Genomic DNA, 25,418 nt, shown 5'->3' with positions numbered 1-25,418 from the left:
TCTGACTGGACAACGTCCGGCGTCGGCCGCGCGTTCCCGGCCTGCTCACCCGCCCCGAATTCCCCGGACGAGCTCGGTGACCGCGGCACGGACCGCACCCACCCTGATCGTCCACCGGTCTCCCGACAGTTTCAACCGGATCACCTCGGTTCCCTCGGGTCCGGCTATACCCAGGAATACCGTGCCGACCGGGCATTCGTCTTGCGGTTCGGGTCCGGCCACGCCGGTGAGTCCCAAACCCCAGTCCGCGCCACAGCGATTGCGGGCGCCCACCGCCAGTTGCTCGGCGGTACTCGCCGCCACCGCTCCGTCGCTGGTCAGCGTGTCCGCACTCACATCGGCGAGGGTGCTTTTCAGGTCGGTGGCGTAGACGATCAGTCCACCCCGCAACACGGCGCTCGCCCCCGGAATTCCCGCGATGGTGGCTGACAGCAGCCCGGCGGTCAGCGATTCCGCGGTGGCGACGGTCTGCCCGGCGGCCTTCAGCGCGCCGACCAGCTCGGCGGCCTCGGGCACGTCATCGAGCAACGGGTCACGGTGAACGGGTAACTGCCTGGCGTCCGGTGCGGTCGCCATGTGCGGGGCGGGTACCTGTTCAGGCGGCACGGCGGCCGCCGGGCGAACCGAACCACAGCCGCGCGGCCTGGCCCACGTAGTCGAGCCCGGTGCCGACGGTGAGCACCACCGCCACGTACATCAATGCCATTCCGGCCGTGGCGAATCCGCCGGAGAGCGGCAGCAACAGCGCGGCGATCGCCACCGACTGCACCAGCGTCTTGAGCTTGCCGCCGCGTCCGGCCGGGATGACGCCGCGGCGCACCACCGCCAGCCGCAGCAGCGTCACGCCCACTTCCCGGGCGATGATCACCAGCGTCATCCACCACGGCAGATCGCCCAGCATGGACAGCCCGATCAGCGCCGCCCCGATCAGGGCCTTGTCGGCGATCGGATCCATGAGTTTGCCGAAATCGGTGACCAGACCGTACTTCCGGGCCAGCTGCCCGTCGATGCGATCGGTGATGGCCGCGATGCCGAACAGCGCGGCCGCGCCCCAGCGCCAGCCCGGATCGTGCCCGCCGCCGGCGAACAACGCCATCAGGAACAGCGGCACGATCAGGATGCGCAGCACGGTCAGCACATTGGCGATATTCATCAGCGGCACCGCCGCCGGCTCTATCTGCTGGGTCGCCGCCGGCTCCACCCGGGGCCCCGGCTCACCGTGGGTGATCGGCACGAACCCCGGCCGGCTCGGACCGGCATCGGCCCAGCGACCTTCCACCTCGTCACGCTGCACCGTCACCAGCGCCCCCACCGGCCGCGGCACCGGCCATGGTTTCCGGACCATTCCGGTATGCGAGGGGACTGGATGTACGACACACCACCAAGCCTATCGGTACGAGGGCCGACTACTGTGCACCCCATGACAACACGGGCACCTCACAGCGGTTCAGCGGACGGCGAGACGACGGCGCGGCCGCTCGTGCGCCGCGCGCGAACCTCGGATGTGCCGCAGATCAAGAACCTCATCGATATCTACGCCGGCAAGATCCTGCTGGAAAAGAACCTGGTCACGCTGTACGAGGCGGTTCAGGAGTTCTGGGTCGCGGAGCAGCACGGCACGCTGGTGGGCTGCGGCGCGCTGCACGTGCTGTGGGCGGATCTGGGCGAGGTGCGCACCGTGGCGGTGCACCCGGACATCAAGGGCACCGGCGCGGGCCGCCTGATCGTGGAACAGCTGGTGGCGGTCGCGCGGGAGCTGGAACTGAAGCGGTTGTTCGTGCTGACCTTCGAGGTGGATTTCTTCGCCCGGCACGGGTTCGTGGAGATCGAGGGCACCCCGGTGACCGCCGAGGTCTACGCCGAGATGTGCCGCTCGTACGACACCGGTGTCGCGGAGTTCCTGGATTTGAGCTACGTCAAGCCGAATACGCTCGGGAATACTCGAATGCTGTTGACGCTCTGACTTCTTCGCATCACTCCACCGATCAGAAAGTTCGCATCGTGCCGATCTTCGCCGTCCACTACACCTACACCGACGCCACCGCCGCGGCCCGCCTGGAGAACCGCCCGGCCCATCGCGCCTTCCTCAACAACCTCGTCGACCAGGGCACCATCCTGACCAGCGGCCCGTACACCGACGGCACCGGCGCGCTGATCCTGTTCCGCGCCGAGAACATCGAGGTGGTGGAGAAGCTGCTGCCGGAGGACCCGTTCGCCACCCTCGGCCTGATCGAGGCCAAGCGCGTGGTCGAGTGGCTTCCGGTGATGGGCACCTTCTCCGAGGAGTGAACCGGCCCGGCTAGCCGACCGCGACCGCGGTGAGCAGCGCGAGACGTTCGGCGTCCGCGCTGCCCGGCTCGGCGGTGTCGATCATGATCCGCAGATCGCAGCCCGCGACGGTCAGCACCGCGCAGTCCAGGGTGAGCTCACCGGCGGTCGGATGGTCGATGGTCTTGACCGTGACGTCGTAACCGGCGACCGTGCCGGCTTCCCAGAGCGCGGCGAAGCGGGCGCTGTGCGTGCGCAGGTCGGCGACGAGTTCGCCCAGCCGGCGATCGGCGGGATAGCGCAGTTCCGCCGCGCGCAGATCGGATACGAGCGCGGTTTCCAGGGCCGCGAGGGTTTCCGGGGCGTACCGGCCCACCGAGCCGGGGCCGACGAAATGCCGCCAGACGCGATTGCGGGCCCGGCCCTGCCAGTCCGCCGGATCGCCCAGCAGCGCCGCGCAGGCCGGATTCGCTTGCAGCAGTGTCCAGGACGCGTCGAAGACGGCGACCGGGATGCCCGCCAGCCGATCCAGCATGCGCTGCACGGCGGGCGGGATGGCGGTGGGCACGGTGCCGGGTTCCGGCACGACGAGTCCGGCCAGCCGGTACAGGTGGCCGCGCTCGTCCGGTGACAGCCGCAGGGCCCGCGCCAGCGCTTCGACGACCTGCGGCGAGGGATTGGAAGCGCGGCCCTGTTCGAGCCGGGTGACGTAGTCGACCGAGATCCCGGCCAGCAGCGCCAATTCCTCGCGCCGCAATCCGGGCGCGCGCCGGGCGCCGACCGCGGGCAGTCCGGCGGCATCGGGCGATGCCTGATCACGCCAGCGCCGCAGCGCGATACCGAATTCCGCCGTAGCCATGGGTTCATTGTGCCCGCGCGGCGCAGCAGCAGATCGCACTGCCTGGTATCGGCAGTCCCAGGAAGATCGGTCGACTGGTTGATCCGCCGGTCCGCAACAAGTCTGAATTCATGACGACGACACTCATCACCGGCGCGAACAAAGGCCTCGGATTCGAAACCGCCAGGCGGCTCATCGAGGCGGGTCACACCGTCTATCTGGGCAGCCGTGACGCCGAACGCGGACAGGCTGCCGCCGCCCGAATCGGCGCGCGCGCAGTGCAATTGGATGTCACCGACGACGCATCGGTGGATGCGGCGGCGAAACTCGTTGCGGCGGACGGCGGTCTGGACGTGCTCATCAACAATGCAGGCATCGATGTCGAGGGCAACGGCGCGGTGGGATCTCGCCGACTTCACCGCCGACATGATGCGAACGGTGTTCGACACCAACGTCTTCGGCATAGTGCGCGTCGTGCACGCCTTCCTGCCGTTGCTCCGGAAATCACCCGTACCGGGCATCGTGAACGTCAGCAGTTCCCTGGCTTCGATGACCCGCAGCACGACCCCGGGCACCAATGCCCACGCCTATCCCGGCCTGTCCTATCCCGCGTCGAAGACCGCGGTCAATCGCATCACCGTGCAATACGCGAAGGCGTTCCCCGATATCCGGATCAACGCGGTCGAACCCGGCTACACCGCAACCGATCTCAACGCCCACGCGGGACGGCAGACCGTGCGCGAAGGCGCCGAGATCATCGTGCGAATGGCGCAACTGGACCGCAACGGCCCGACCGGCGGCTATTTCGACGCCGCCGGCGCCCTGCCCTGGTGAAGAGCACACCGTGCGGTGGTACTCGTGAGGGTCGTAGCCTGGACCGGTGAGCATCGAGGACTTGGGTCGCGACCCGCGGGCGGGCTGGGACTTCGCGGGGCCGGTCGCGGACGCGGCGCCGGGGACCACGATCATCGGGTATCGCGATACGAGCGGGGCCGGGGTGGATCTGCGGGTGGCGGGGACCGCGGCGGTCACCGTGCTGATCGAGTTCGGCGGGCGCGGGCTGCGCGTCGATGATGCGGACGGCCGGCGCGACCTCGGTGGTTTCGTGGCCGGGCTGTCCGTCGAGCCGATGCGGATTCGCGCCGGAAACGCGGAGTGCGTCGAGATTCGGCTGTCGCCGATCCAGGCGTATGCGCTGTTGGGTATCGCCCCGAGAGATTTGGGCCGGGCTGCGCTCGACCTGGACGAGGTCTGGGGCGGGCATGCCCGGGAACTGCGAGAGCGGCTGGCGGCCGGGCGGAACTGGGAGGAACGGTTCGCGGTGACGAAATCGTTTCTGGCACAGGGCGACCGGGCGCCCGCGATCGATCCGGAGGTGCTGGCGGGCTGGAATCGTATTCTCGGGTCCGGGGGTCAGGTGCGGATCGGTGAGCTCGCCGACTACGTGGGCTGGAGCCATAAGCGATTGTGGTCGCGGTTCGAATCTCAGATCGGGCTGACCCCGAAACGCGCCGCCATGCTGGTCCGTTTCCGGTCCGCGGTGGATGGTCTGCTGGCGGGTCGGCGGGCCGTCGACGTGGCCCTGGACTGCGGTTATACCGATCAAGCGCATCTGTGCCGTGACGTGGCGCTGTTCGCGAACCGCTCCCCCGGCGTGCTGGCCACCCATTACCTGCCCGATATCGCCCGGTACCGGTATCGGGCGTGGGGAAAATTCTTCCAATACCCGGAGCCCGCGCGCGCCCGATAGTCGGTGTGTGAACGAGAACCTGAACCCCGAAAAGCTACAGTCCGCGCTCGACGCCATCCATCACGCGGGCGTCCCCGGAGCCTTCGCGGAGGTCCGCCGTGGTGGTGAAATCTGGAGTGCCGCAAGCGGAGTCGCCGATCTGGACACCGGGCGTCCCGTCACCCCGGAGATGCGGCACCGCGTCGGCAGTATCACCAAGACCTTCACCGCCGCCGCCGTACTGCGCCTGGTCGATGCCGGGGAGATCGGCCTCGACGATCCGATCGGCCGCTACCTGCCGCAGCTGGTGCCCGGCGATCGGGGCGCGGGGATCACGGTCCGCATGCTGATCAACCACACCAGCGGTCTCGCCGAGTATCTCCCTCAGGCCTACCCGTCCCTGGCGGCCTTCCCGATGGTGGCGAAAACGACCCCGGCCAGCCTCGATGACAGCCGCTTCACCCGGTTCGACCCCGAGGAGCTGATCGCCCTCGGGGTGGCCGCGCCCGCCGTCGGCGTCCCGGGCGGCTCCCCCGGCATCTATTCGAACACCAACTACCTGCTCCTGTGCCGGCTCCTGGAGCTGATCACCGGCACTTCGGCGGAGAAACACATCACCCGCGACGTCATCGAACGCGCCGGGCTGCGCGATACCGAACTCCCCACCGAGCCCGATATCCACGGCCCGCATTCCCGCCATTACGAATCCTGGTTCGGCATGATCGACCCGCCGCGCGACTTCAGCGTCTACGACATGTCGTTCGTGGGCCCGGCCGCCTCGCTGATCTCCACCGTCGCGGACCTGAACACCTTCTTCGGCCTGCTGCTCGCGGGCGAGATCGTCAGCCCCGAAGCCCTGACCGCGATGCAGACCGCCGTCCCGGTCATCTCCTTCGAACTGAAGTCCATCGAATACGGTCTCGGCCTGCACAAACAGCACCTGCCCGGGCTCGGAATCCATTGGGGCCACGACGGTTCCGTATGGGGCGGCGGCGCGATAGCGCTGATCAGCGACAATGGCGAACGCCAGGTATCGCTGGCGGTGAACCTGCAACGCTGGAACCGCCTCGACGGCATCGGCGTGCCGCAACCCCATCCCATCGACAATGCGCTGCAGTCATTCATCCGGGTGGCGCTGGGCGATTGACCCCGGGTGATCTTCACCTGCGCAATTCCGTCGCCTTCCGGTTGCCGGGGAAATACCATGGACCCACGCACGAGGGGAGGGCGGATTGTGATGTGGCACGATTCTCCGCTCCGGCCAGGCCGCGCCGACCAGGGGGTTATCAGCGCACGGACCGGGCTGGCGGTGGCGGTGGCGCGCTACGCCGAGGCGTGGGAAACGGGTCCGGGCATGCCGGATCCGGCCGCGTTCCTGCCGGAGACGGCCGGGCTGCGGACCGCGGTGCTGATCGAATTGATCAAGGTGGATCTCCAGCAGCGCGGGCGGCGCGGGGCGGTCAAACGACTGTCCGAGTACGTGGCGGAATTCCCGGAATTGCAGCGTATTTCGCTGCCGCCGGATCTGCTGTACGAGGAATATCACTGCCTGCTGCACAGCGGCGTGACCGTCGATGCGACCGAGTACGCGGAGTCCATCCGGGTCGACCTCGCGACCGGCGACTATCGGAGCACGCTCATTTCCCAGCCGCGCGCCTTCGGTGAGATGGAGCAGCTGGCCGCCGGGGAGAACGTCGACGATTTCGAACTGCTGCTGATGCTCGGTTCCGGGGCGTTCGCGCGGGTCTTCCTGGCCCGGCAGCGCTCGATGGAGCGGCTGGTCGCCTTGAAGATCTCGCACAATCACGGCGTCGAACCGCAGATTCTCGCGCAGCTCGACCATCCGCATATCGTGCGCGTCTACGATATGCGGCTGCTCGCGGACCGCGATCTCAAGCTCATGTACATGGAGTACGTGGCCGGCGGGACGCTGCTGAACGTGCTGCGCCGGTGCGGGGATATTCCGCCGGAGAAACGCGACGGGCGGACCTTGCTGACGGCCATCGACGAAGTGCTCGAAGCGAAGGGCGTGCATCCTGCGGACACCGGGGTGCGGGACGAAATCGCGGCGCTGTCCTGGCCGGAAACCGTGGCCTGGCTGGGACGCGGACTGGCCGACGCCCTGGATTATTCGGCCGAGCACGGCATCCTGCACCGGGATATCAAACCCGCGAACGTGCTGTTGACGGCCGAGGGCGTGCCGAAACTGGCCGACTTCAATGTGGGATTCAGCAATCACATCGCCGGGGTCAGCCCGATCGCGTATTTCGGCGGTTCGCTGGCGTATATGTCGCCCGAGCAATTGGCGGCCTGCCATCCGCAATTGCCGGAGCGGGCCGAGGATCTGGATCAGCGCAGCGATATCTATTCCCTCGGCGTGCTGCTGTGGGAATTGCTCACCGGCCACCGGCCTTTCGCCGACGAGATCAATGCCGGGGACACCGCCAATTCGCTCGACGGCATGCTGCGCCGCCGACACGACGGACTCGACGAGCACGCCTTCGCCGAACTGCCGGCCGACTGCCCGGCGACGCTGCGCCGCGTGCTGCGGACCTGTCTCGCGCCCGACCGCGAGGAGCGCTGGGCGAGCAGCGCCGAACTGGTGCAGCAGTTCGAACTCTGCCTCGACACCCGCGCCCGCGATCTGGTCGATCCGCCGCGCGGCAGTGCGCGAGAACGCCTGGCGCCCTTGCCGATCGCCAGCGCCGCACTGCTGTGCGGGCAGCTGCTCGCGGTGCTCTACCTGTACGCGCACAATCAGGTGCTGCTGGACATTCACCTGCCCGCCGCGCGGCGCTCCGGGTACATGACCTTCGCCTTCATCGCCGGCAGCATCATCCAGACGGTGTTCACCGGGCTCGTGCTGTATCTGGCGCGGGATGTGATCATCGTGCCGCGCGGTATGCGCCGGGGTATCCGCTACGACCCGGCCCGGGTGACCCACACCCGCGAATTGACCTTGCGCTGCGGCGATCTCATCGCGGTGATCGTCATGACCGGCTGGGTGCTGGCGCTGATCCCGCTCGGCGGCGCGGTATTGGTGATCGGCGACCTGCCCCCGCCGCTGCTGGCCGATATCTTCGCCTCGCACCTGGTGAGCGGCGCGGTGGCGGCCGTGTTCCCGTACTTCCTGGTCACCTTCCATGTGGTGCGCTGGTACTACCCCGGCCTGCTGCTGTACGGGACGAGCGGCGACACCGACACCCGGCAGCTGGCCGCGCTGTCCCGGCGGACGACGCGGAAACTGCTGCTGGCGGCCGTGATTCCGCCATTGGGCGCGGTGGCCGGTGCGATCTTCCTCGATGCGGCGGACCTGCACCGGGTGATCGGCCCGGTGCTGGCGCTGACGGCCATCGGCGCGGTGGTGTTCGGGTTGTCCTTCGGGCTGTATCGCATCCTGCAGGCGGATCTGGTGGCGCTGCGCTGGACCATGATGTCGGCCGGGCCGCACGGGCGGGTGCCGCGCGATATCCGGGCGGCCTGGCTGACGCAGGCCTGACGGTCCGTCAGCCGGGCAGGTTGGACTCCGTTCCCGCGCACAGGCTTTCGACGGCCGGTTGCTCGCCGAGAACGCGCGCGATGTGCCGGAGCGCGGTGTCGCTGGTCAGCTGCCAATGCGTCACCGGGACCGGATGGTTGTGGATGCGCCCGGTGACGGCGCCGGTCCAGGTGTCGGCGTTCACCGATCCGGTCGGATCGTCCGCGGCGGCGGTGAAGAAGGTGATGTCGCCGGCGAACGGTTCGGCACGGTAGTCCGCGGCCAGGGCGGCCGAGGCGACGGCGGCGGCGACCACCCGCTCGATGCGGGCGGGCCCGAAGGCGGCGAACGGCTCGGGCAGCGTGCTCAATCGCTGCGGCAGCTGATCGAGATCCGCGATGTCGTCCAGGCCCAGCGCGGCGGCCTGCTCGCCCAGGAGCCCGCCGAGCAGGTCGGCGACCGTGACGGCGGCGGCCTGGACCGGTCCGGCGCCGGTGCCGGGCAGGCGGCTGTCCAGCAGGGCCAGCACGGCCACTTCCGCACCCTCGCTCTGCAATTGCACCGCCATGGCGTGCGCGAGAATGCCGCCGAGGGACCAGCCCAGCAGATGGTAGGGGCCTTCCGGCTGCACCGAGCGAATGTGCTTCACATACAGGCGCGCCCAGTCCTCGATCGAATCCGGCAGCGGCGCAGCTGAACTCAGCGCCGGGGACTGGAGGCCGTAGAGCGGCTGCCCCGGCGGCAGGTGCGCGGCCATGCCCGCGAAGGACCAGGCGATGCCGCCGATCGGATGCACGCAGAACAGCGGCGGTACGGTACCGTCCCCGGCGCGCAACGGCAGCAGCACGTCGAAAGCCGCGTCCGGGCCGGTGCTTTCGGAGCCGCGGGTGCGCAGTTCGCCGATGATCGCGGCCGGGGTGGGTGCGGTGAACACCCACATGACCGGCACGGGTTCGGCGATCGCCGCGCTGAAGCGCGCCACCAGCTTGGTGGCCAGCAGCGAGTTGCCGCCGCGTTCGAAGAAGTTGTCGTCCAAGCCGATCCGATCCACGCACAGGACCTCGGCGAAGATCTCGCAGACCGTGGTCTCGAGGCTGGTGCGCGGCGCGCGGTAGGACCGGGCCGCGAGCGCCGGTGCGGGCAGCGCGGCGCGGTCCAGTTTGCCGACCGGGGTCAGCGGGACCGCGTCCAGGGCCACGATCGCGGTGGGCACCATGTGCGCGGGCAGCGCCCGGGCGGCGTGCTCGCGCAGGCGGTCCGGGTCGGCGGTGGCGTGTGGCGCGGCCACCACGTAGGACACCAGTATGGTTGCGCCCGCGCTGTTCTCGCGGCCGACGGTGACCGCGAAGTCGACGGCCGGGTGGGCGGCCAGCACCGCGTCGATCTCGCCGAGTTCGATACGGAAGCCGCGGATCTTGACCTGGAAGTCGGTGCGGCACCGGTAGTCGAGGGTGCCGTCGGCATTCCAGGCGACGACGTCACCGGTGCGGTACATGCGCGCGCCGGGCTGGAACGGATTGGCGACGAAGCGTTCCGCCGTGAGGTCGGCGCGGTCGTAGTAGCCGCGGGCCAGCTGCGCACCGGACAGGTACAGCTCCCCCGCGACGCCGGCCGGGACCGGTCGCAGGCGGGCGTCGAGTACATAGACCTGGCTGTTCCAGACCGGGCCGCCGATCGGCACGGCGGGTGCGGTGGTATCGCGTACTCGCTGGGCGGTGATCGATACCGCGGCCTCGGTCGGGCCGTACAGGTTGAACAGTTCGATGTGCGGTGCGGCCGTGGCGAATCGGCGGGCCAGGGCGGCGGGCAGGGTTTCACCGATGGCGAGCACCCGGCGCAGCGAATCGGGGAGCCGGCCGGTCAGCAGGGCATCGAGCATGGCGGGCACGGTGTGCAGGGTGGTCACCGATTCGCGGGCCATCAGGGCGTTGAGATAGGCGGGATCACGGTGCCCGTCCGGTGCGGCGATCACCAGGCGGCCGCCGCAGGTCGCGGCGGACCAGAATTCCCAGACCGACAGGTCGAAGGTCACCGCTGTTTTCAGCAGTACGGCATCGTCACCGGTGAGGCCGAACTCCGCTGTCTTCCAGAGCAATTGGTTCACGATCGCACCGTGGGAGACCGCGACGCCCTTGGGACGGCCGGTGGATCCGGACGTGAAGATCACGTAGGCCGTGTGCGCGGCGCGCAAGGGCGCACGGCGGTCGGCGTCCGTGATCGGAGCGGAGTCCAGCCGCTCGAGATCGAGTCGCTCCAGTTTCAGCACCGTCACCGCTTCGGTCACGAAATTCGTTGCAGTGTCGGTCAATACGCAGATCGGCGCGGCCGTATCCAGAATGTGCCCGGAGCGCTGGGCGGGCTGATCGGGGTCCACCGGGACGTACGCGCCACCGGCCCGGCTCACCGCGTACATGGCGACGACCAGGTCCACCGATCGCCGGATGGCCAGCGCGACTCGCGATTCCGGTCCGACGCCGAGGTCGATGAGCGCGCGGGCGAGGCGATTGACCCGGGCGTCGAGTTCCCGGTAGTTCAGGCGGCTGCCGTCCGCGGCGATCAGCGCGACCGCGTCGGGCGTGGCGGCGACGGTGGCGTCCAGCAGGGATACCAGCGTGGTCTCGTCGGCTCGGGGCAGCGGGTGCGCGGTGTCGTTCCACGCCAGCAGGATTCGTTCCCGTTCCGCGGGCGCGAGCAGTTCGATGGCACCGACCGGTTGCCGCGGATCGGCGACGACGGCCGCCAGCACCCGCTGGAACCGGTCCGCGAAGCCGCGCACCGTCGAGTCGTCGAACAGGTCCGTCGCATAGGTCAGGTACCCGCCGATTCCCGTCGGCGCGCCCTGTTCGTCGTAGGCGTCGGCGACGATCAGATGCAGGTCGAACTGCGACAGTTGCCGATCCAGCGACAGTCCCGCCACGTTCAATCCGGGCAGGTCCAGGGCGACCGGCGCCAGATTCTGGAAGGACAGGCCGACCTGGAACAGCGGATGCCGGGCCGTCGAACGCGCCGGATTCAGGATCTCGACCAGTCGCTCGAACGGCACGTCGGCGTGCGCGAACGCCTGCAGATCGGTATCGCGCTGGCGTTCCAGCAGTTCCGCGAATCCGGCCGCCGCGTCCACCCGGGTCCGGAACACCAGGGTGTTGACGAACATGCCGATCAGATCGTCCAGTTCGGCCGCGCCGCGCCCCGCCATGGGTGTGCCGATGGCGATGTCGTTGCTGCCCGAGAGCCGGGCCAGGGTGATGGCGAACGCCGTGTGCACCGCCATGAACAGCGTCGCGCCGTGCGCCCGCGCCAATTCCATCAGCGCCGCCTGGGTGGCCGCGTCGATGCCCAGTTCCACCTGGCCGCCCGCGTAGGACTGCACGGCCGGTCGCGGCCGATCGCGCGGCAGCTCCAGCTGATCGGGCAGGCCGGCGAGCGCTTCGCGCCAGTAGGCGATCTGCGCGGCCGCGATCGAGCCCGGCTGGTCCTCGTCACCGAGCAGGGTGTGCTGCCAGAGCGCGTAATCCGCGTACTGCACGGGCAGCGGCGCCCAGGCCGGAGCGTGCCCGGCCGCGCGAGACACGTACGCGGACACCAGGTCCCGGGTCAGCGGTCCGCCGGAGAAGCCGTCGGCGCAAATGTGGTGGACCGCCATGGCCAGCACGAAATCGTCGTCGCCGATTCGCCACAGTGCGGCCCGCACCGGCACTTCGGCGGTGACGTCGAAGGTCGTCGACGCCAGCGCGAGCACGGCCGATTCCACCTCGCCGACCGTGTCCACGGTGAGCGCGGGAACCTCGGGGTCGCCGGGCGGCAAGACGACCTGTACCGGCCCGCCGTCGGTCTGCGGGTACACGGTGCGCAGGATCTCGTGCCGTTCGACGAGGTCGGCAAACGCCAGCCGCATCGCCTCGACGTCGAGCGCGCCGGTCAGCCGGATGGCCACCGGAATGTTGTAGGCCGTGGAGCCGGTGTCGAACCGGTTGAGGAACCACATCCGCCGTTGCGCGGGCGACAGCGGAATCCGCTCCGGCCGCACACACGCCACCAGGGCCGGGCGGCCGCGCTCGCCGCCGAGTTCCGCTATCTCACCGGCCAATCCGGCGACGGTGGGTGCGGCGAACAGCATCCGCACGGGTACCTGGGCGCCGACCGCCATGCCGAGGCGTGCGGTCACCCGGGTGGCGAGCAGCGAATTGCCGCCGAGCGCGAAGAAGTCGTCGTCGGCGCCGACCGCATGCGACCCGGCAGCATCGCCGAATCCGAGCACGTCCGCGAAGACACCGGCCACGGTCCGCTCGGCGTCGGTCGACGGTGCACGGAACGGCCGCACCGCGAATTCCGGTGCGGGCAGCGCCTTTCGATCGAGCTTGCCCACCGCCGTCAACGGCAGCGCGTCGAGCAGCACGACGGCGGCGGGAACCATATGCGTCGGCAGCGTACGAGCCGCCCACCGGGTCAGATCCGCCGGTTCGAGGTTTTCGCCGACCACATACGACACCAAGACGGTGACGCCGCTGGGGTTTTCACGCCCCACCGTCACCACCTGCTCGACGGCCGGATGGGCGGCGAGCACCGCGTCGATCTCGCCGAGTTCGATCCGGAAGCCCCGGATCTTCACCTGGAAGTCGGTGCGCCCCAGGTACTCCAGGGTCTCACCGGCCGAACCGGCGGCCCACCGGACCAGGTCGCCGGTCCGGTACATGCGGTCGCCCGGCGGCCCCCAAGGATTCGCGACGAACCGCTCCGAGGTCGCCCGGGTGCGCAGGTGATATCCCCGCGCAAGCGCCGGGCCGGACAGATACAGCTCACCCACGACCCCCGGCGGCACGGGCCGCAACCGGGCATCGAGCACCAGCGCCCATCCACCCGGCACCGGTCGTCCGATCGAGACCTGTTGTCCCGCGACCAAAGTCGTATAGGTGGCCCCGATGGTCGCCTCGGTGGGCCCGTACCCGTTGATGAACCGCCGCCCCGGCTGCCACCGCGCCAGCAGCTCGGCCGTGGTGGCCTCGCCGCCCGCCGAAACCACCTGCAGATCATCCAGCCCACCCGGCTCGATGGTCCCGAGCAGCGCGGGCGTGATGATGGTGTGCGTCACCCGCTCCCGCCGCAGCAGGTCGTGCAGTTCTGCGCCACCGACGATCTCGGGATCGGCGATCACCAGCGTCGCCCCCCGGTACGCGGCCGTGGCGATCTCTTCCAGGGACTGGTCGAAACTCGGCGAACAGACGTGCAGCATCCGCGAATCCGGCTCGAGCCGCAGCAACTCGGCTGAATGAGAGACCAGCCCGGCCAGACCCGCGTGGGTGACGGTGACGCCCTTCGGCATACCGGTCGAACCCGACGTATAGATGACATACGCCAGGTTCGACACACGCACCGGCGCAGTGCGTTCCGCATCTGTCACCGCGTCCGGCGAGCGCCGGGCACAGTCGGCGAGCATCTCGGGTGCGTCCAGCAGCAGCCAATCCACCCCGCCCGCCGGCCCGTCCGCGGAGGTATCCGCGGGGGTGGGGAAACCACCGGCCCCGGCGGCCGCGCCGGACGGATCGGGTCGCCGCACGGTCTCGCCCGCCGAACCCGCCGCCGCGCAGGCATTTCCGTCGGATCCGCAGGACCGCTCGGCGGTGTCGATCGCCTCATCTGCCGCGGCCAGGTTGCCCGGCAGCAGATCCGCGTGCCGGGTGACGGTAATGCCTACTGCCGCAGCCGAATCGGCGAGCAGGTAGCGGACGCGATCGGCCGGATAGGACGGGTCGATGGGCAGGTAGGCCGCGCCGGTCTTGGCGACCGCCCAGATGGCGGCGATCATCTCGTAGGAGCGGCGCATGGCCAGTGCCACTACGGTTTCCGGGCCGATGCCGCGTTCGATCAGGACGCGGGCGAGGCGGCTCGAGAAATCGTCGAGTTCGCCGTAGGTGTGGGTGCGGCCGGCGTCGCGGACGGCGATGCGGTCGCGGCCGAAATCGACGCCGCAGGTGAGCAAGTCGGGCAGGAATCCGGTTTCGGCCGGGAGACCGCCGCCCATGCGGGTGAGCCGGTGGTACTCATCCGCACCCAGCAACGGCAGCTCGTCCACCCGAGTGTCAGGCCGGTCCGCAACCGCCGCCAGCACACGCACGAAGCGCCGGGCGAACGCCTGCGCCTCGGCGTCGCCGAACAGGCTGCGCGCGTACGAAATCCGGCCACACACGCCAGACGCTTCGTCTGTGACAACAGCGACCGACAGTGCCGGCTCGACCGGAGAAGCCGCGACTGGAGCGAGCCCGTCCACACCGACGGACAGTGCCGGCTCGACCGGAACAGCCGCGGCTGAAGCGAGCCGGTCCACACCGACGGACAGTGCCGGCTCGACCGGAACAGCCGCGGCTGAAGCGAGCCGGTCCATATCGACGGACAGTGCCGCTTCGATCGGACGAGCAGTGGCCGAGGCGGGGCGGTTCACCTGCTGCGCGTGCCCCGGCTGGTTCGGGAAGGCGAGCGACACCTGGAAGAGGGGATGCCGATCGAGTGGCCGGTGGGCGTCCAGCAGAAATGCCAGGTCGTCCAAAGGAATTCCGGCGTGGGCGAATCCGCGACGTTCGATGTCGTGGGCCGCCGGCAGCAGGTCGATGAAGCGGGCGTGCTGATCCACGCGGGTTCGCAGCACCAGTTCTGCCTGGTCACCCGAGATCGGGGTGCCGATGGCGATGTCGTCGGTACCGGATAGTCGGCCGAGCAGTGCCGCCAGCGCGGTGCGAACCACCGACGTGAAGCTGACATCGGCCGCATCCGCCAGCCGCCGCAAGCCCTGCCGCACCTCGCCGGGAATCGAGAAAGCCAGTCGCCCGGGGGAATCGAGGACCACTCCGCCTGCGCGGCCCGAGGGTAGCTCGAGCCGCTCCGGCAAGCCGGACAGGGCGGTGCGCCAGTAGCGGGTGCGGGTGATCGAGTCGCCGGATTCGGTGTCGAGTCGCCGTGGGATATCGACGGCGGCACCTGTCGCCGTGCGGAGTTCGGCGAGAGCGCGGCGCAAGCGTTCGCCGACCGCGCGGGCGGTGTCGTCGGCGACCAGGTCGCGGCGGTATTTCACCTGGACCAGGAGGGTGGCGTTCAGGAACACCATGACGGTGATCGGGTAGTGGGTGGAGTCGTCACCGCGGACGTCTTCGATACGGAGGCCGTCGATCGCCGTCCCGGCCTGGCGGAGACCTTCGGCGTCCACCGGGTAGGACTCGAAAACCAGCATGGTGTCGAAGAGTTCGCCGAGGCCGGCGGCGCGCTGGATGGCGCCGAGACCGAGGTGGTGGTGATCCAGGAGGGCGGCCTGTTCGGCTTGCAGGCCGGCGATGACGGCGGGCAGCGGCTGGTCGGCGAACCGGACGCGGACGGGGATGGCGTCCACGAACAGGCCGATCATTTCGCCGATGCCGTCGAGCTGGGCCGGACGGCCGGAGATGGTCGCGCCGAACACGATGTCGTCGCGGCCGGTGGCGGCGGCCAGGGTCAGGCCCCACGCGGTTTGGACCAGGGTGTTCGCGGTGACCTCGGCGGCGGCCGCATGCGCGGTGAGGGCCGCTGTCTCGGCGGGGGTGAGTTCGAAGTCGTAGCGGCCGAAGCCGTTTCCGTCCGGGGCGGGCCAGGCCAGGCCGGGGGCGAGCATGGTCGGGGTGACCCCGGTGAGAACCTCGGCCCATGCCCCGGTCGCGGCCGCGCGATCCTGTCGCGACAGCCAGTGCAGGTAGTCGCGGTAGGGGCGCACGGCGGGCAGCGGCGCGGCGTCGCCGCCGGTCGCGTACAGGACCAGGAGTTCCTTCATCAGCAGCGGCATCGACCAGCCGTCGAGCAGCATGTGATGGCCGGTGAGGAGCAGGTCGACGCGGCCGGTCTCGGTGCGGCACACCGTCATGCGCAGCAGCGGTGCGACAGCGGGGTCGAAGCCGCGGCGCTGTTCGGCGGCGGCGATATCGGCGAGCTCGGATGCGCGGACCTCGAGGAGTTCGATCGGGATTTCGACGCGGTCCAGGAACAGTTGCACGGCGGTGCCGTCGGCGGCGGGGACGAAGGCGGCGCGCAAGTTGGCGTGCCGGTCCAGCAGGGCGCGGGCCGCGCGGCGCAGGCGCTCGAGGTCGAGAGCGCCGGTGAGCTGGACGGCCAGCTGGATGATGTAGGCGTCGACCGAACCGTCCAGGAGTTCCATCAGCACGCGCAGGGAATCCTGGAGCGGGGACAGCGGGAGGACGTCGGCGAGCGTGGGATAGGTGCGCCGCCAACCGTCCAGCTCGGTCTGGGAGACCTTGACGAGCGGGACGTCCGACGGGGTCAAGCCACCCGCTCCGGGGGTGCGAGCGTGCGCGGCGAGGGCGGTGAGCGCGGTGGTGAAATCGTCGGCGAGTTCGCGGACGGCGGCCTCGTCGAGAATGCCGCTCGCGTAGCCGAAGGACAACTCCAGTTGCGGTCCGGCGGCGGTGTCGGCGGTGATCGCGTTGATGTCGAGCACGGCGCCGACGGGCAGCGCCGGATCGTATTCGTAGTCGAGTTCGCCCAGATCCGCTGTGGGCAGCCAACTCTGGTCGGCCAGGTCGGCGGGGACGCCGGTGCGGCCCAGGTAGTTGAAGCCGATCTGCGCGATGTCACCGGCGAGCAGGCCGGCGGATTCGGGATGGAGGTGACGCAGCAGGCCGAAGCCGATGCCCTTGTCCGGCACCGCGATCAACTGTTCCTTGACCGACTTCAGCACCGTCGCGAGGGCGGTGCCGTCGCAGTCCACGGCAGCGGCGGGCGCGGCCGACAGGTCGATCGCGATCGGATGGATGCTGGTGAACCAGCCGAGGGTGCGGGTCAGCTCCGCACCGGGCACCGCGGCCTCCTCGCGCCCGTGCCCTTCGAGCCGGATACGGGTGACCGGGGCGTCGATTCCGCGCCGGGACCGCCACATCCGCACCGCCAGTGCGAGCGCCGCGAGCAGGCCGTCGTTGACGCCGCCGCGATACAGCGCGGGCAGCAGCGTCAGCACGGCCTCGGTGTCCTCGGCCGGAATCCGCACGGAGACCGATCGCACGGTCGCGTGGGTGTCGAGCGCGGGATCGAGGTCGCGACTGCCGAGCCGAGGGTCCGGGGTGGCGAGAATGCGCTGCCAGTAGCCGATTTCGCCGGCTCGCCGCGCCGCCGTCTCGACCAGGCCGTGTGCCCACCGCCGGAACGAGGTGCCGACCGGCGGCAGCGCGATGGGCGCTCCCGCCGCGTGCTGGGCCCACGCCACGGCCAGATCCGGGATCACGATGCGCCAGGAGACGCCGTCGATCACATAGTGGTGCGCGGCCACGATCAGCACATCGCGTGCGCCGGCCCGGCGCAGCCAGCTGAAGGCGATCATGCGGCCGGCGGCCGGGTCGAGCCGGTCGAGAGCGGAATCCATTGCGCTGCTGCCGATTCGAGACAGCTCCGCGCCGGTGACCCCCTCGGCGATCTCGACTTCGGCGATCAGATCGCCGGTCTCGGCGGGATCGCGCGGCAGCACCTCGAATCGCCACCCGGTCCCGTCCCGCCGGACTCGCGAATTCAGCACCTCGTGCCGATCCAGCACCGCCGAAATCGTCGCGATCAGCCCGGCCCGGTCGATGCCTTCGGGCAGCGCCAGCACCATGGTCTGCGCGAACCGATCGGACGAACCGGTCGCCAGGAACTCGGCGAGCACCGGCGTCAGCGGCGCCTCGCCGACACCGCCACCCGGCAACTCCGCCAACACGATCGGCTTCGCGCTCTCCCCCACCGACGCGACCCGGGCCAGCGCCGCGACCGTCCGCTGCTCGAACACATCGCGCGCCGTGAAGGCGATCCCGGCCGCTTTGGCGAGCGACACCAGCTGGATGGACATGATGCTGTCGCCGCCGACGGCGAAGAACGAATCGTCCACGCCCACCGACTGCACCCCGAGCACCCGCGCGAACAACGCGGCCAGCTGCGATTCGACCGCGCCCTGCGGAGCACGACTGACCGTTGTCGCGAAAACCGGCTCCGGCAAAGCTTTTCGATCCAGCTTGCCGTTGGACGTCAGTGGCAGCTCGTCGAGAACAACAATGGCCGCCGGCACCATATGCGCGGGCAGGATGCCCTCCGCGTACCGGACGAGACCGGCCGTATCTACCTGTTCGCCCGGTGCCGCGAGCACATAGGACACCAGCGCGGCCGCGCCGGACGGCAGCGTCGCGCCGAGAGTGACGGCGAAACCGACGTCCTCGTGACCACCCAATACCGCATCGATCTCACCGAGTTCGACCCGGAAACCGCGCACCTTCACCTGGGCGTCACTGCGGCCCACATAATCGAGCCGCCAATGTGCCGCCGGGGCAACGCGATTCCCGCTCGCGGCAGCGCTCACATCTTCGGCGTGGGAAACGAGGGCATCCGCGCCTGCGGCAGCGGGTTCGGTTACCTTCGGGATCCCTTCGGGTACAGCAGCATTCGCGTCCGCGGAGGCGGGTGCCGGGATCCAGCGCACCACATCGCCCGTGCGGTACATGCGCGCACCGGGTGCACCCCAAGGGTCGGCGAGGAAGCGTTCGGCGGTGAGCCCGGCGCGGTTGCGGTAGCCGCGGGCCAAGCCGCCGCCTGCCAGATAGAGTTCGCCCGCGACACCCGGCGGGACCGGGTTCAGGCGGGCGTCGAGCACCAGTGCGGACATGCCGGTGACGGGTTCGCCGATCGTGATGCGTTGCCCGGCGGTCAATTCCGCGTAGGTCGAGATAATGGTGGTCTCGGTGGGGCCGTAGGCGTTGAAGTAGCTGCGGCCGGGCTGCCAGCGGGCCAGCAGTTCGGGGGTGGTGACGTCGCCGCCGACGGAGACGACCTCGAGGTGGTCGAGTCCGGCCGGGTCGACGGTGCCGAGCACGGCCGGGGTGATGATGGCGTGCGTGACGGCCTCGTCGCGCAGCAGATCGCCCAGCTCGGCGCCGCCGACGATCGCGGGCGGCACGATGACCAGGGTCGCGCCGACGGAGAAGGCGCACAGCCATTCCAGTACCGAGGGATCGAAACTCGGTGAGCAGATGTGCAGGAAACGGTGGTGCGGTTCGAGCCGGTAGCGGCGGACGGCTTCGGCCACGAGCCCGCCGAGGCCGCCGTGTGTGACGGTGACGCCCTTCGGGAGCCCGGTCGAACCGGAGGTATAGATGACATAGGCGGGATGCTGAATGCGCAGGGGCGCAAGGCGTTCCGCATCGGTCACGGGCGCGTCGGGCTGCGCGTCGCAGAGTTCGGCGGTGGCGGCGTCGTCGAGCAGCAGCCAGTCGGTTCCGCCGGGCAGCCGCTCGGCGTATTCGGTATCGGTGATGCCCAGTGCCGCACCGGAATCGGCGACCATGTGCCGCATCCGTTCGGCCGGGTAGCCCGGATCGATCGGGACGTGCGCGCCGCCGGCCTTGGCGATGGCCAGCACCGCGAGCACCAGTTCATAGGAGCGCGGCAGCCCGACGGCGACCAGGGTTTCCGGGCCGACGCCGCGCCGGATCAGCACCCGGGCCAATTGCGAACTGCGCGAATCGAGTTCGCCGTAGGTGATCGATTGGCCGCGATAGCGCACCGCCACCCGGTTCCGGTCGGCGGCGACGCCCTGGGACAGCAGGTCCGGCAGCACTCCGGTCGCCATGGCGGCATCGGGGCAGACCCGCGTCAGCTGTGCGAGTTCGTCGTCACCGAGCAGGGGCAGATCGCCGATCGGCCGCTGCGGGCGCTGCATGGCGGCGGCCAGCAGTCGGGTGAATCGTTCGGCGAACACCGCGACGGTGCGCCGGTCGAACAGTTCGGCCGCATAGCTGAATTCCGCTGCGCCGCTGTCGGGTTGGATGTGCAGAGCGAGATCGAGCACCCCGGGCTCCAGGTCCGAGCGCGTGCCGACGGTCAGCATGGTCCGGACCATCGGGTGCCCGTCCCGCGCGCCGAGCAGTGCCGACAGCTCCTCGTAGGACAGATCCGCACGCTCGAATGCCTGCCGCGCAACGTCTTTCGCCTGCGCGACCAGATTCTCGAAGGAATCATCCCCCGTCACGGCGAGCCGCAGCACCAGCGTATTCACGGTATCCGAGTACGTGCGGACGGCGATATCGCCGGTACCCGACAGCCGAGCCAGCAGCACCGCGAACACCGAATGCGCGATGGCGAATACGGTGGTGTCCCGGGCTCCCGCGAACTCCCGCACCTGGTCGGCCAGTTCGCCGTCGAGCGAGAAGGCGACGCGCTCAACCTTCGACCGGTCCGAAACACTCGATCGCGGCCGATCCACCGGCAGATTCAGCCCATCCGGCAAGTCCGCCAGCGCATTACGCCAATACCGCGTCTGCGCGATCAGGTCATTACGCCCGTCGAGAATCCCGTTCAGGTGCGCCGGCGTGCGCTCCGGCGCGGCGGCGAATTCGCCGATCAGCGCCCGCACCCGCTCCGCCAGCGCCTGCGCGGTAGCGCCGGTGACCAGATCGCGCCGATGCTGCACCGCGATCCGCAGCCGCGCACCCAGCTCGACTTCGACCGCCACCGGATAGTGCGTGAAGTTGACGGCCTGCACATCGCTGATCTCGAGGCCGTCGATGGTGCCGTACGCCTCCCGCAGCCCCTCGGTATCGACCGGATAGGACTCGAACGCCAGCATGGTGTCGAAGAGCTCGCCCGCACCGGCCGCGCGCTGAATATCGGCCAAGCCCAGGTGATGGCAGTCGAGCAGCGAAACCTGTTCGGCCTGAATCCGTTTCACCAGCTGCCGCACCGGCTCGTCCGCCGCGAACCGCACCCGCACCGGAATGGTGTTCGCGAACAGGCCGACCATATCGTCGACGCCGTCGAGCTGCGGCGGCCGTCCGGACACCACCGCGCCGAAGGTGGCGTCCGAGCCACCCGTGCCTGCCGCGAGGGTGAGACCCCAGGCCGCCTGTACGACCGTATTGACGGTGACCTCGGCCGCACCGGCGAAGGCCAGCAGCGCTTCGGTTTCGGCGGCGGAGAGCTCCACGGTGCGAATGCCGTGCCCGGTTTCCGGCAGTGCGGGCGGGACCAGCGCGGCGGCCAGCCGGGTCGGTGTGATCCCGGTCAGCGCGGCACGCCATTTACCGAGCGCGCCGTCCCGGTCCTGACCCGCCAGCCACACCAGGTAGTCCCGGTAGGGCCGGGTGCGCGGCAGCGCGTCCCCGTCCATGGCGTAGGAAACCAGGATTTCCTTCATGAGCAGCGGCATCGACCAGCCGTCGAGCAGCAGATGGTGCGCGGTCAGTGCGAGATGGGTGCGCCCGGATGCGGTGCGGTACACCGTGAATCGCAGCAGCGGCGCGATCCCGAGATCGAATCCGGTGCGCTGATCGGCCGCCAGCAACGGCGCGGGATCGGTGTCCGGGATGTCGACGACCCGCCACGGCACCGGCACCCGGTCGGTGACGAGCTGCACCGGGGTGCCGTCGGCCGCGGAACCGAACGCGGTGCGCAGGATGGCGTGCCGGTCCAGCATGCCCTGCGCGGCCCGCCGCAGCCGATCCAGATCCACGACCCCGGACAGTTCCATCGCCCACTGCAGCAGGTACGGGTCGGATTCCGCCGAAACCTGGGCCAGGAACAGCAATCCGGCTTGCAGGGGGGACAGCGGCAGGACGTCGGTCAGGCCGGGATGGTCCAGGTGCCAGGAGTCCAGTTCCGCCTGGGTGGTCCGGATCAGCGGCACATCGGCGGGGGTGAGACCACCGGCCGCGGGATGCCGCACGTGCCCGGCGAGCAGCGCCAGCGCGGACGTCCACGAGTCGGCCAGGGCTCGCACCTCGTCCTCGCCGAGGATCTCACCGGCGTAGGTGAAGGACGCGGAAAGCCGTGCGCCCGATTCGGTTTCGGTGACGATCGCATTGATGTCCACCACGGCCGCGGCGGGCAGCGCCGGATCCTGTCCGGCCGCCGGCTCGCCCCATTCGCCGGTGGGCAGCCAGCCGCCGTCGGTCAGCTCCTCCGGCACGCCCCCGGCGGCGATCCGGCCGAGATAGTTGAACCCGATCTGGCCGAGTGAACCGTCGAGTTCCCCGGCGGTCGCGTCGTCGAGATACCGCAGGATGCCGTATCCGATGCCATTGTCCGGCACGGCGAGCAATTGCTCCTTCACCCGCTTGAGCACCGCGGCCGTTCCGGCGCCACCGTCCCAGGCGGCGGTATCGAGGCCGGTCAGGTCGAGCGCCACCGGATACATGGTGGTGAACCAGCCGACGGTGCGGGTGAGGTCCGCGCCGGGCACGGCCTGCTCCTCACGACCGTGGCCCTCCAAGCGGATTCGCGTGGCCGCCGCGTCGATGCCGCGGTCCGCGCGCCACGAACGCACGGCCATGGCGAGGGCGGCGAGCAGGGCGTCATTGACTCCGCCGCGATACAGCGCCGGCAACTCGGTGAGTACGGCCCGGGTGATCTCGGGGGTCACCGCCACGCTGAAATGGCGCACGGTGGCCGCGGTGTCGATGACCGGATCGAGGGCCCGCGCACCCAGCACCGGGTCCGGCACGGCCGAAACCTCACGCCAGTAAGGCAATTCGGCGCTGCGATCGGCATCGCGCAGACCGTGCGCCCACCGCCGGAACGACGTGCCGACCGCGGGCAGGGCGATCGACTGATCGCTGGCGAGCTGCGCCCAGGCCGTCACCAGATCCGAGATCAGCACCCGCCACGAAACACCGTCGATCACATAGTGATTCGCGGCGACGAGTAGTGCGTCCGGGCCGTCCGGGCGGGACAGCCAGGCGAAGGCGATCATGCGCGCCGCCGCCGGATCCAGCGCACCGACGGCGGAATCCATGGCGGCACCGGCCAGTTCACTAAGCTCGTCGACGGTTCGCCCGGCCGGGACCTCGACTCGCACCAGCAGCTCGTCGATATCGACCGCGCCCGGCGGCAGCGCGAGCAGCTCCCAGCGGCCGTCGCCCCCGGCCCCATCCCCCGGTTCGCCGGTGAATCGCAGCCGGGCACGCAGCATGTCGTGGTGATCCAGCACCGCGCGCAGCACCGTCAGCACCTGCGCCCGCTCGATCGACTCGGGCAATGCGAGCACCATCTGCTGGGTGAACCGCCCGAACGATCGCCCACCGGCCAGATGACCCGCCAGCACCGGCGTCAACGGAATGTCGCCGACCCCGCCGCCCGCGAGCTCCGTCAAGTTCGCCACGGGTTCGCCACCGATCGCCGCGACCCGCGCCAGCCCGGCCACGGTGCGATGTTCGAAGACGTCTTTGGGGGTGAACAGGATTCCCGCCGCCCGCGCCCGCGACACCAGCTGAATCGACAGGATGCTGTCCCCGCCGACCGCGAAGAACGAATCCTCCGCCCCGACCTCCACGCCCAGGACCTGCGTGAACAGCTCGGCCAGCCGGGTTTCGACGGGGCCTTCCGGAGCGCGCGAGGCCGCCGCCTCGAACACCGGCTCGGGCAGCGCCTGCCGGTCGAGCTTGCCGTTGGGGGTCAGCGGGATCGCCTCGAGCGCGATGACGGCGGACGGCACCATATGACCCGGCAGCGTCGCGCCCGCATACCGTGTCAGCTCCGCGGCATCGAGTTCGATCCCGTTGCGCGGCAATACGTACGACACGAGTGCGGTCGCACCCGACGGCGCGACCCGGCCGAGGGTGGCGGCGAATTCGATATCGGGATGCGCGGCCAGCACGGCGTCGATCTCGCCGAGTTCGATCCGGAAACCGCGGATCTTCACCTGGAAATCCGAGCGCCCCACGTATTCGATCGCGGCGTCGGGCCGGCGGCGCACCAGGTCACCGGTGCGATACATGCGCGCCCCACCGCCGTGCGGATCGGCTACGAAGCGCTCCGCGGTGAGCCCCGGCCGGCCCAGATAGCCCTGCGCCAGTGCGGGTCCGGACAGATACAGCTCGCCGATCACGCCCGCGGGCACCGGCCGCAAGCGGGTATCCAGCACCATCGCGCCGATGCCCGGCAGCGCCGTGCCGATCGTGATCGGTTCTCCCGCAACCATTTCGGCGCTGGTGGTCGCCAGAATGGTGGCCTCGGTCGGCCCGTAGCCGTTGAAGAAGGACCGCCCCGCCGACCAGCGTTCGACCAGCCCCGGCCCGACGGCGTCGCCCGCCACGACCACCACCCGCAGCGCGTCCAGGCCGTCCGGTTCCACGGTCTCCAGCGCGGCGGGCGTGATGAGCATGTGGGTGACGCGTTCCCGGCGCAGCAGGTCGGCGAGTTCCGGCCCGCCGAACACAGTCGGCGGTGCGATCACCAGGGTCGCGCCGGAACCGAAGGCCAGCAGCAACTCCAGCACCGAGACGTCGAAGTTCGGCGAGCACACGTGCAGCACCCGCGCGCCCGCGTGCACGCCGTAGCGCTCCCGGGTGGCGGCGACCAGCGCGGCCAGCCCGGCGTGGGTGACCACGACGCCCTTGGGGCGGCCGGTCGAGCCGGAGGTGTAGATGAGATAGGCCGGATGCTGATCGTTGAGGGCGCGCACCCGGTCGAGATAGGAGATGGGATGCGCGGGCCGGGCCGCGATCGCCGCCGCCACGTCGGGGTCGTCGAGTTCGAGCCAGTCGATATCGGAACCGAACCGCTCCCGCTGGGCCGCATCGGTGAGCCCGAGCACCGCCCGTGAGTCGGTCGCGATGTACGCGCTGCGCTCGGCCGGCAGGTTCGGATCGATGGGCACGTACGCCGCACCCGTCTTGGCGATGGCCCACACCGCCGCGACGGACTCGATCGACCGCGTGAAACCGATGGCGACCACCGCGCCGGGACCGATGCCGCGGGCGATCAGCTCCCGCGCCAGCCGCGAGGACCGCTCGTCGAGTTCCCGATAGGTCAGCTCGCGCCGATCACCCGCCCGCCCGGTCGAGTCATAGCTGATGGCAATCGAATCCGCCGACGCCTCGACCGTGCCGGTCAGTAACTGCACCAGTAGTGGGTTACCCGCCTTGCGACGGCCACGATCTCGGACGGTACGACGAGCTCTATCCATCCGGGTACTGCGGTCCTCTCATCACAAGCCCGCGGGTTGCGCCGCTCTGGCACGGAAACCGACGGTCGAGAAGACATCGATCTTCGGGGCGTTGAGCACATATGAGACCACAGGTCGGCACGGCATGTGATGTCGGCGTACCGCACTCCTGGTCAGA

10 protein-coding genes and 1 pseudogene are annotated in these 25,418 nt (G+C 69.9%); 7 read left to right on the top strand and 4 right to left on the bottom strand.

From position 1 onward, the window contains the following. Positions 1–45: 45 nt before the first annotated feature. Together LTV02_RS02800 and pgsA are read right to left on the bottom strand one after the other, a co-directional pair. Positions 46–576, bottom strand: a complete 531-nt coding sequence (locus LTV02_RS02800) for a CinA family protein (RefSeq protein WP_067706613.1) — start codon at positions 574–576, stop codon at positions 46–48. Positions 577–595: 19 nt separating this feature from the next. Further along, a complete protein-coding gene (gene pgsA / locus LTV02_RS02795) occupies positions 596–1,345 on the bottom strand; it encodes a CDP-diacylglycerol--glycerol-3-phosphate 3-phosphatidyltransferase (RefSeq protein WP_233037926.1) in 750 nt (249 codons plus the stop codon). Between the two features lie 75 nt (positions 1,346–1,420). Between pgsA and LTV02_RS02790 the strand changes: the two genes are divergently transcribed. Together LTV02_RS02790 and LTV02_RS02785 are read left to right on the top strand one after the other, a co-directional pair. Continuing rightward, the gene (locus tag LTV02_RS02790) at positions 1,421–1,963 is read left to right on the top strand and encodes an amino-acid N-acetyltransferase (RefSeq protein WP_233037924.1); all 543 of its coding nucleotides are present in this window, start codon (positions 1,421–1,423) and stop codon (positions 1,961–1,963) included. A 38-nt stretch (positions 1,964–2,001) separates the two neighbouring features. Then, on the top strand, positions 2,002–2,289 hold the full coding sequence (locus tag LTV02_RS02785) for a YciI family protein (protein ID WP_233037914.1): 288 nt from the start codon (positions 2,002–2,004) through the stop codon (positions 2,287–2,289). A gap of 10 nt (positions 2,290–2,299) precedes the next feature. On the opposite strand, the gene LTV02_RS02780 is transcribed toward LTV02_RS02785, so the two are convergent. Then, a complete protein-coding gene (locus LTV02_RS02780; RefSeq protein WP_233037912.1) occupies positions 2,300–3,127 on the bottom strand; it encodes a helix-turn-helix domain-containing protein in 828 nt (275 codons plus the stop codon). A gap of 110 nt (positions 3,128–3,237) precedes the next feature. On the opposite strand from LTV02_RS02780, the pseudogene LTV02_RS39165 reads away from it, so the two are divergent. The 5 genes and pseudogenes from LTV02_RS39165 to LTV02_RS02760 all read left to right on the top strand — a co-directional run. Next, a pseudogene (locus LTV02_RS39165) lies at positions 3,238–3,432 on the top strand (SDR family NAD(P)-dependent oxidoreductase); the annotation flags it as partial. Between the two features lie 52 nt (positions 3,433–3,484). Continuing rightward, positions 3,485–3,940, top strand: coding sequence for an SDR family NAD(P)-dependent oxidoreductase (locus tag LTV02_RS39160; protein WP_332909556.1), 456 nt, complete (start codon positions 3,485–3,487; stop codon positions 3,938–3,940). 46 nt (positions 3,941–3,986) lie between these two features. Further along, a complete protein-coding gene (locus LTV02_RS02770) occupies positions 3,987–4,856 on the top strand; it encodes a helix-turn-helix domain-containing protein (RefSeq protein WP_233037910.1) in 870 nt (289 codons plus the stop codon). 7 nt (positions 4,857–4,863) lie between these two features. Beyond that, positions 4,864–5,982: a serine hydrolase domain-containing protein gene (locus tag LTV02_RS02765; protein WP_233037908.1), complete on the top strand. Its 1,119-nt coding sequence runs from the start codon at positions 4,864–4,866 to the stop codon at positions 5,980–5,982. Between the two features lie 90 nt (positions 5,983–6,072). Then, complete coding sequence (locus LTV02_RS02760; protein ID WP_233037906.1) at positions 6,073–8,334, top strand: serine/threonine-protein kinase; 2,262 nt, start codon at positions 6,073–6,075, stop codon at positions 8,332–8,334. Positions 8,335–8,341: 7 nt separating this feature from the next. Here LTV02_RS02760 and LTV02_RS02755 read toward each other — a convergent pair whose 3' ends face one another. Further along, positions 8,342–25,261 carry an amino acid adenylation domain-containing protein gene (locus LTV02_RS02755; protein ID WP_456299811.1) on the bottom strand — a complete coding sequence of 5,640 codons (16,920 nt, stop codon included), beginning with the start codon at positions 25,259–25,261 and terminating at the stop codon, positions 8,342–8,344. Positions 25,262–25,418 lie beyond the last annotated feature (157 nt).

It is taken from the genome of Nocardia yamanashiensis (assembly GCF_021183565.1).
Classification (GTDB): Bacteria; Actinomycetota; Actinomycetes; order Mycobacteriales; family Mycobacteriaceae; genus Nocardia; species Nocardia yamanashiensis.
This window is presented reverse-complemented; position numbering and strand designations above follow the sequence as displayed.

What these genes read in the sequence shown, in the direction of transcription:
- LTV02_RS02790 (WP_233037924.1), top strand. Translation starts at nt 1,421, where the DNA reads ATGACAACACGGGCACCTCACAGCGGTTCAGCGGACGGCGAGACGACG.
- LTV02_RS02755 (WP_456299811.1), bottom strand. Translation starts at nt 25,261, where the DNA reads ATGGATAGAGCTCGTCGTACCGTCCGAGATCGTGGCCGTCGCAAGGCG.
- LTV02_RS02800 (WP_067706613.1), bottom strand. Translation starts at nt 576, where the DNA reads ATGGCGACCGCACCGGACGCCAGGCAGTTACCCGTTCACCGTGACCCG.
- LTV02_RS02780 (WP_233037912.1), bottom strand. Translation starts at nt 3,127, where the DNA reads ATGGCTACGGCGGAATTCGGTATCGCGCTGCGGCGCTGGCGTGATCAG.
- LTV02_RS02760 (WP_233037906.1), top strand. Translation starts at nt 6,073, where the DNA reads ATGTGGCACGATTCTCCGCTCCGGCCAGGCCGCGCCGACCAGGGGGTT.
- pgsA (WP_233037926.1), bottom strand. Translation starts at nt 1,345, where the DNA reads ATGGTCCGGAAACCATGGCCGGTGCCGCGGCCGGTGGGGGCGCTGGTG.
- LTV02_RS39160 (WP_332909556.1), top strand. Translation starts at nt 3,485, where the DNA reads ATGTCGAGGGCAACGGCGCGGTGGGATCTCGCCGACTTCACCGCCGAC.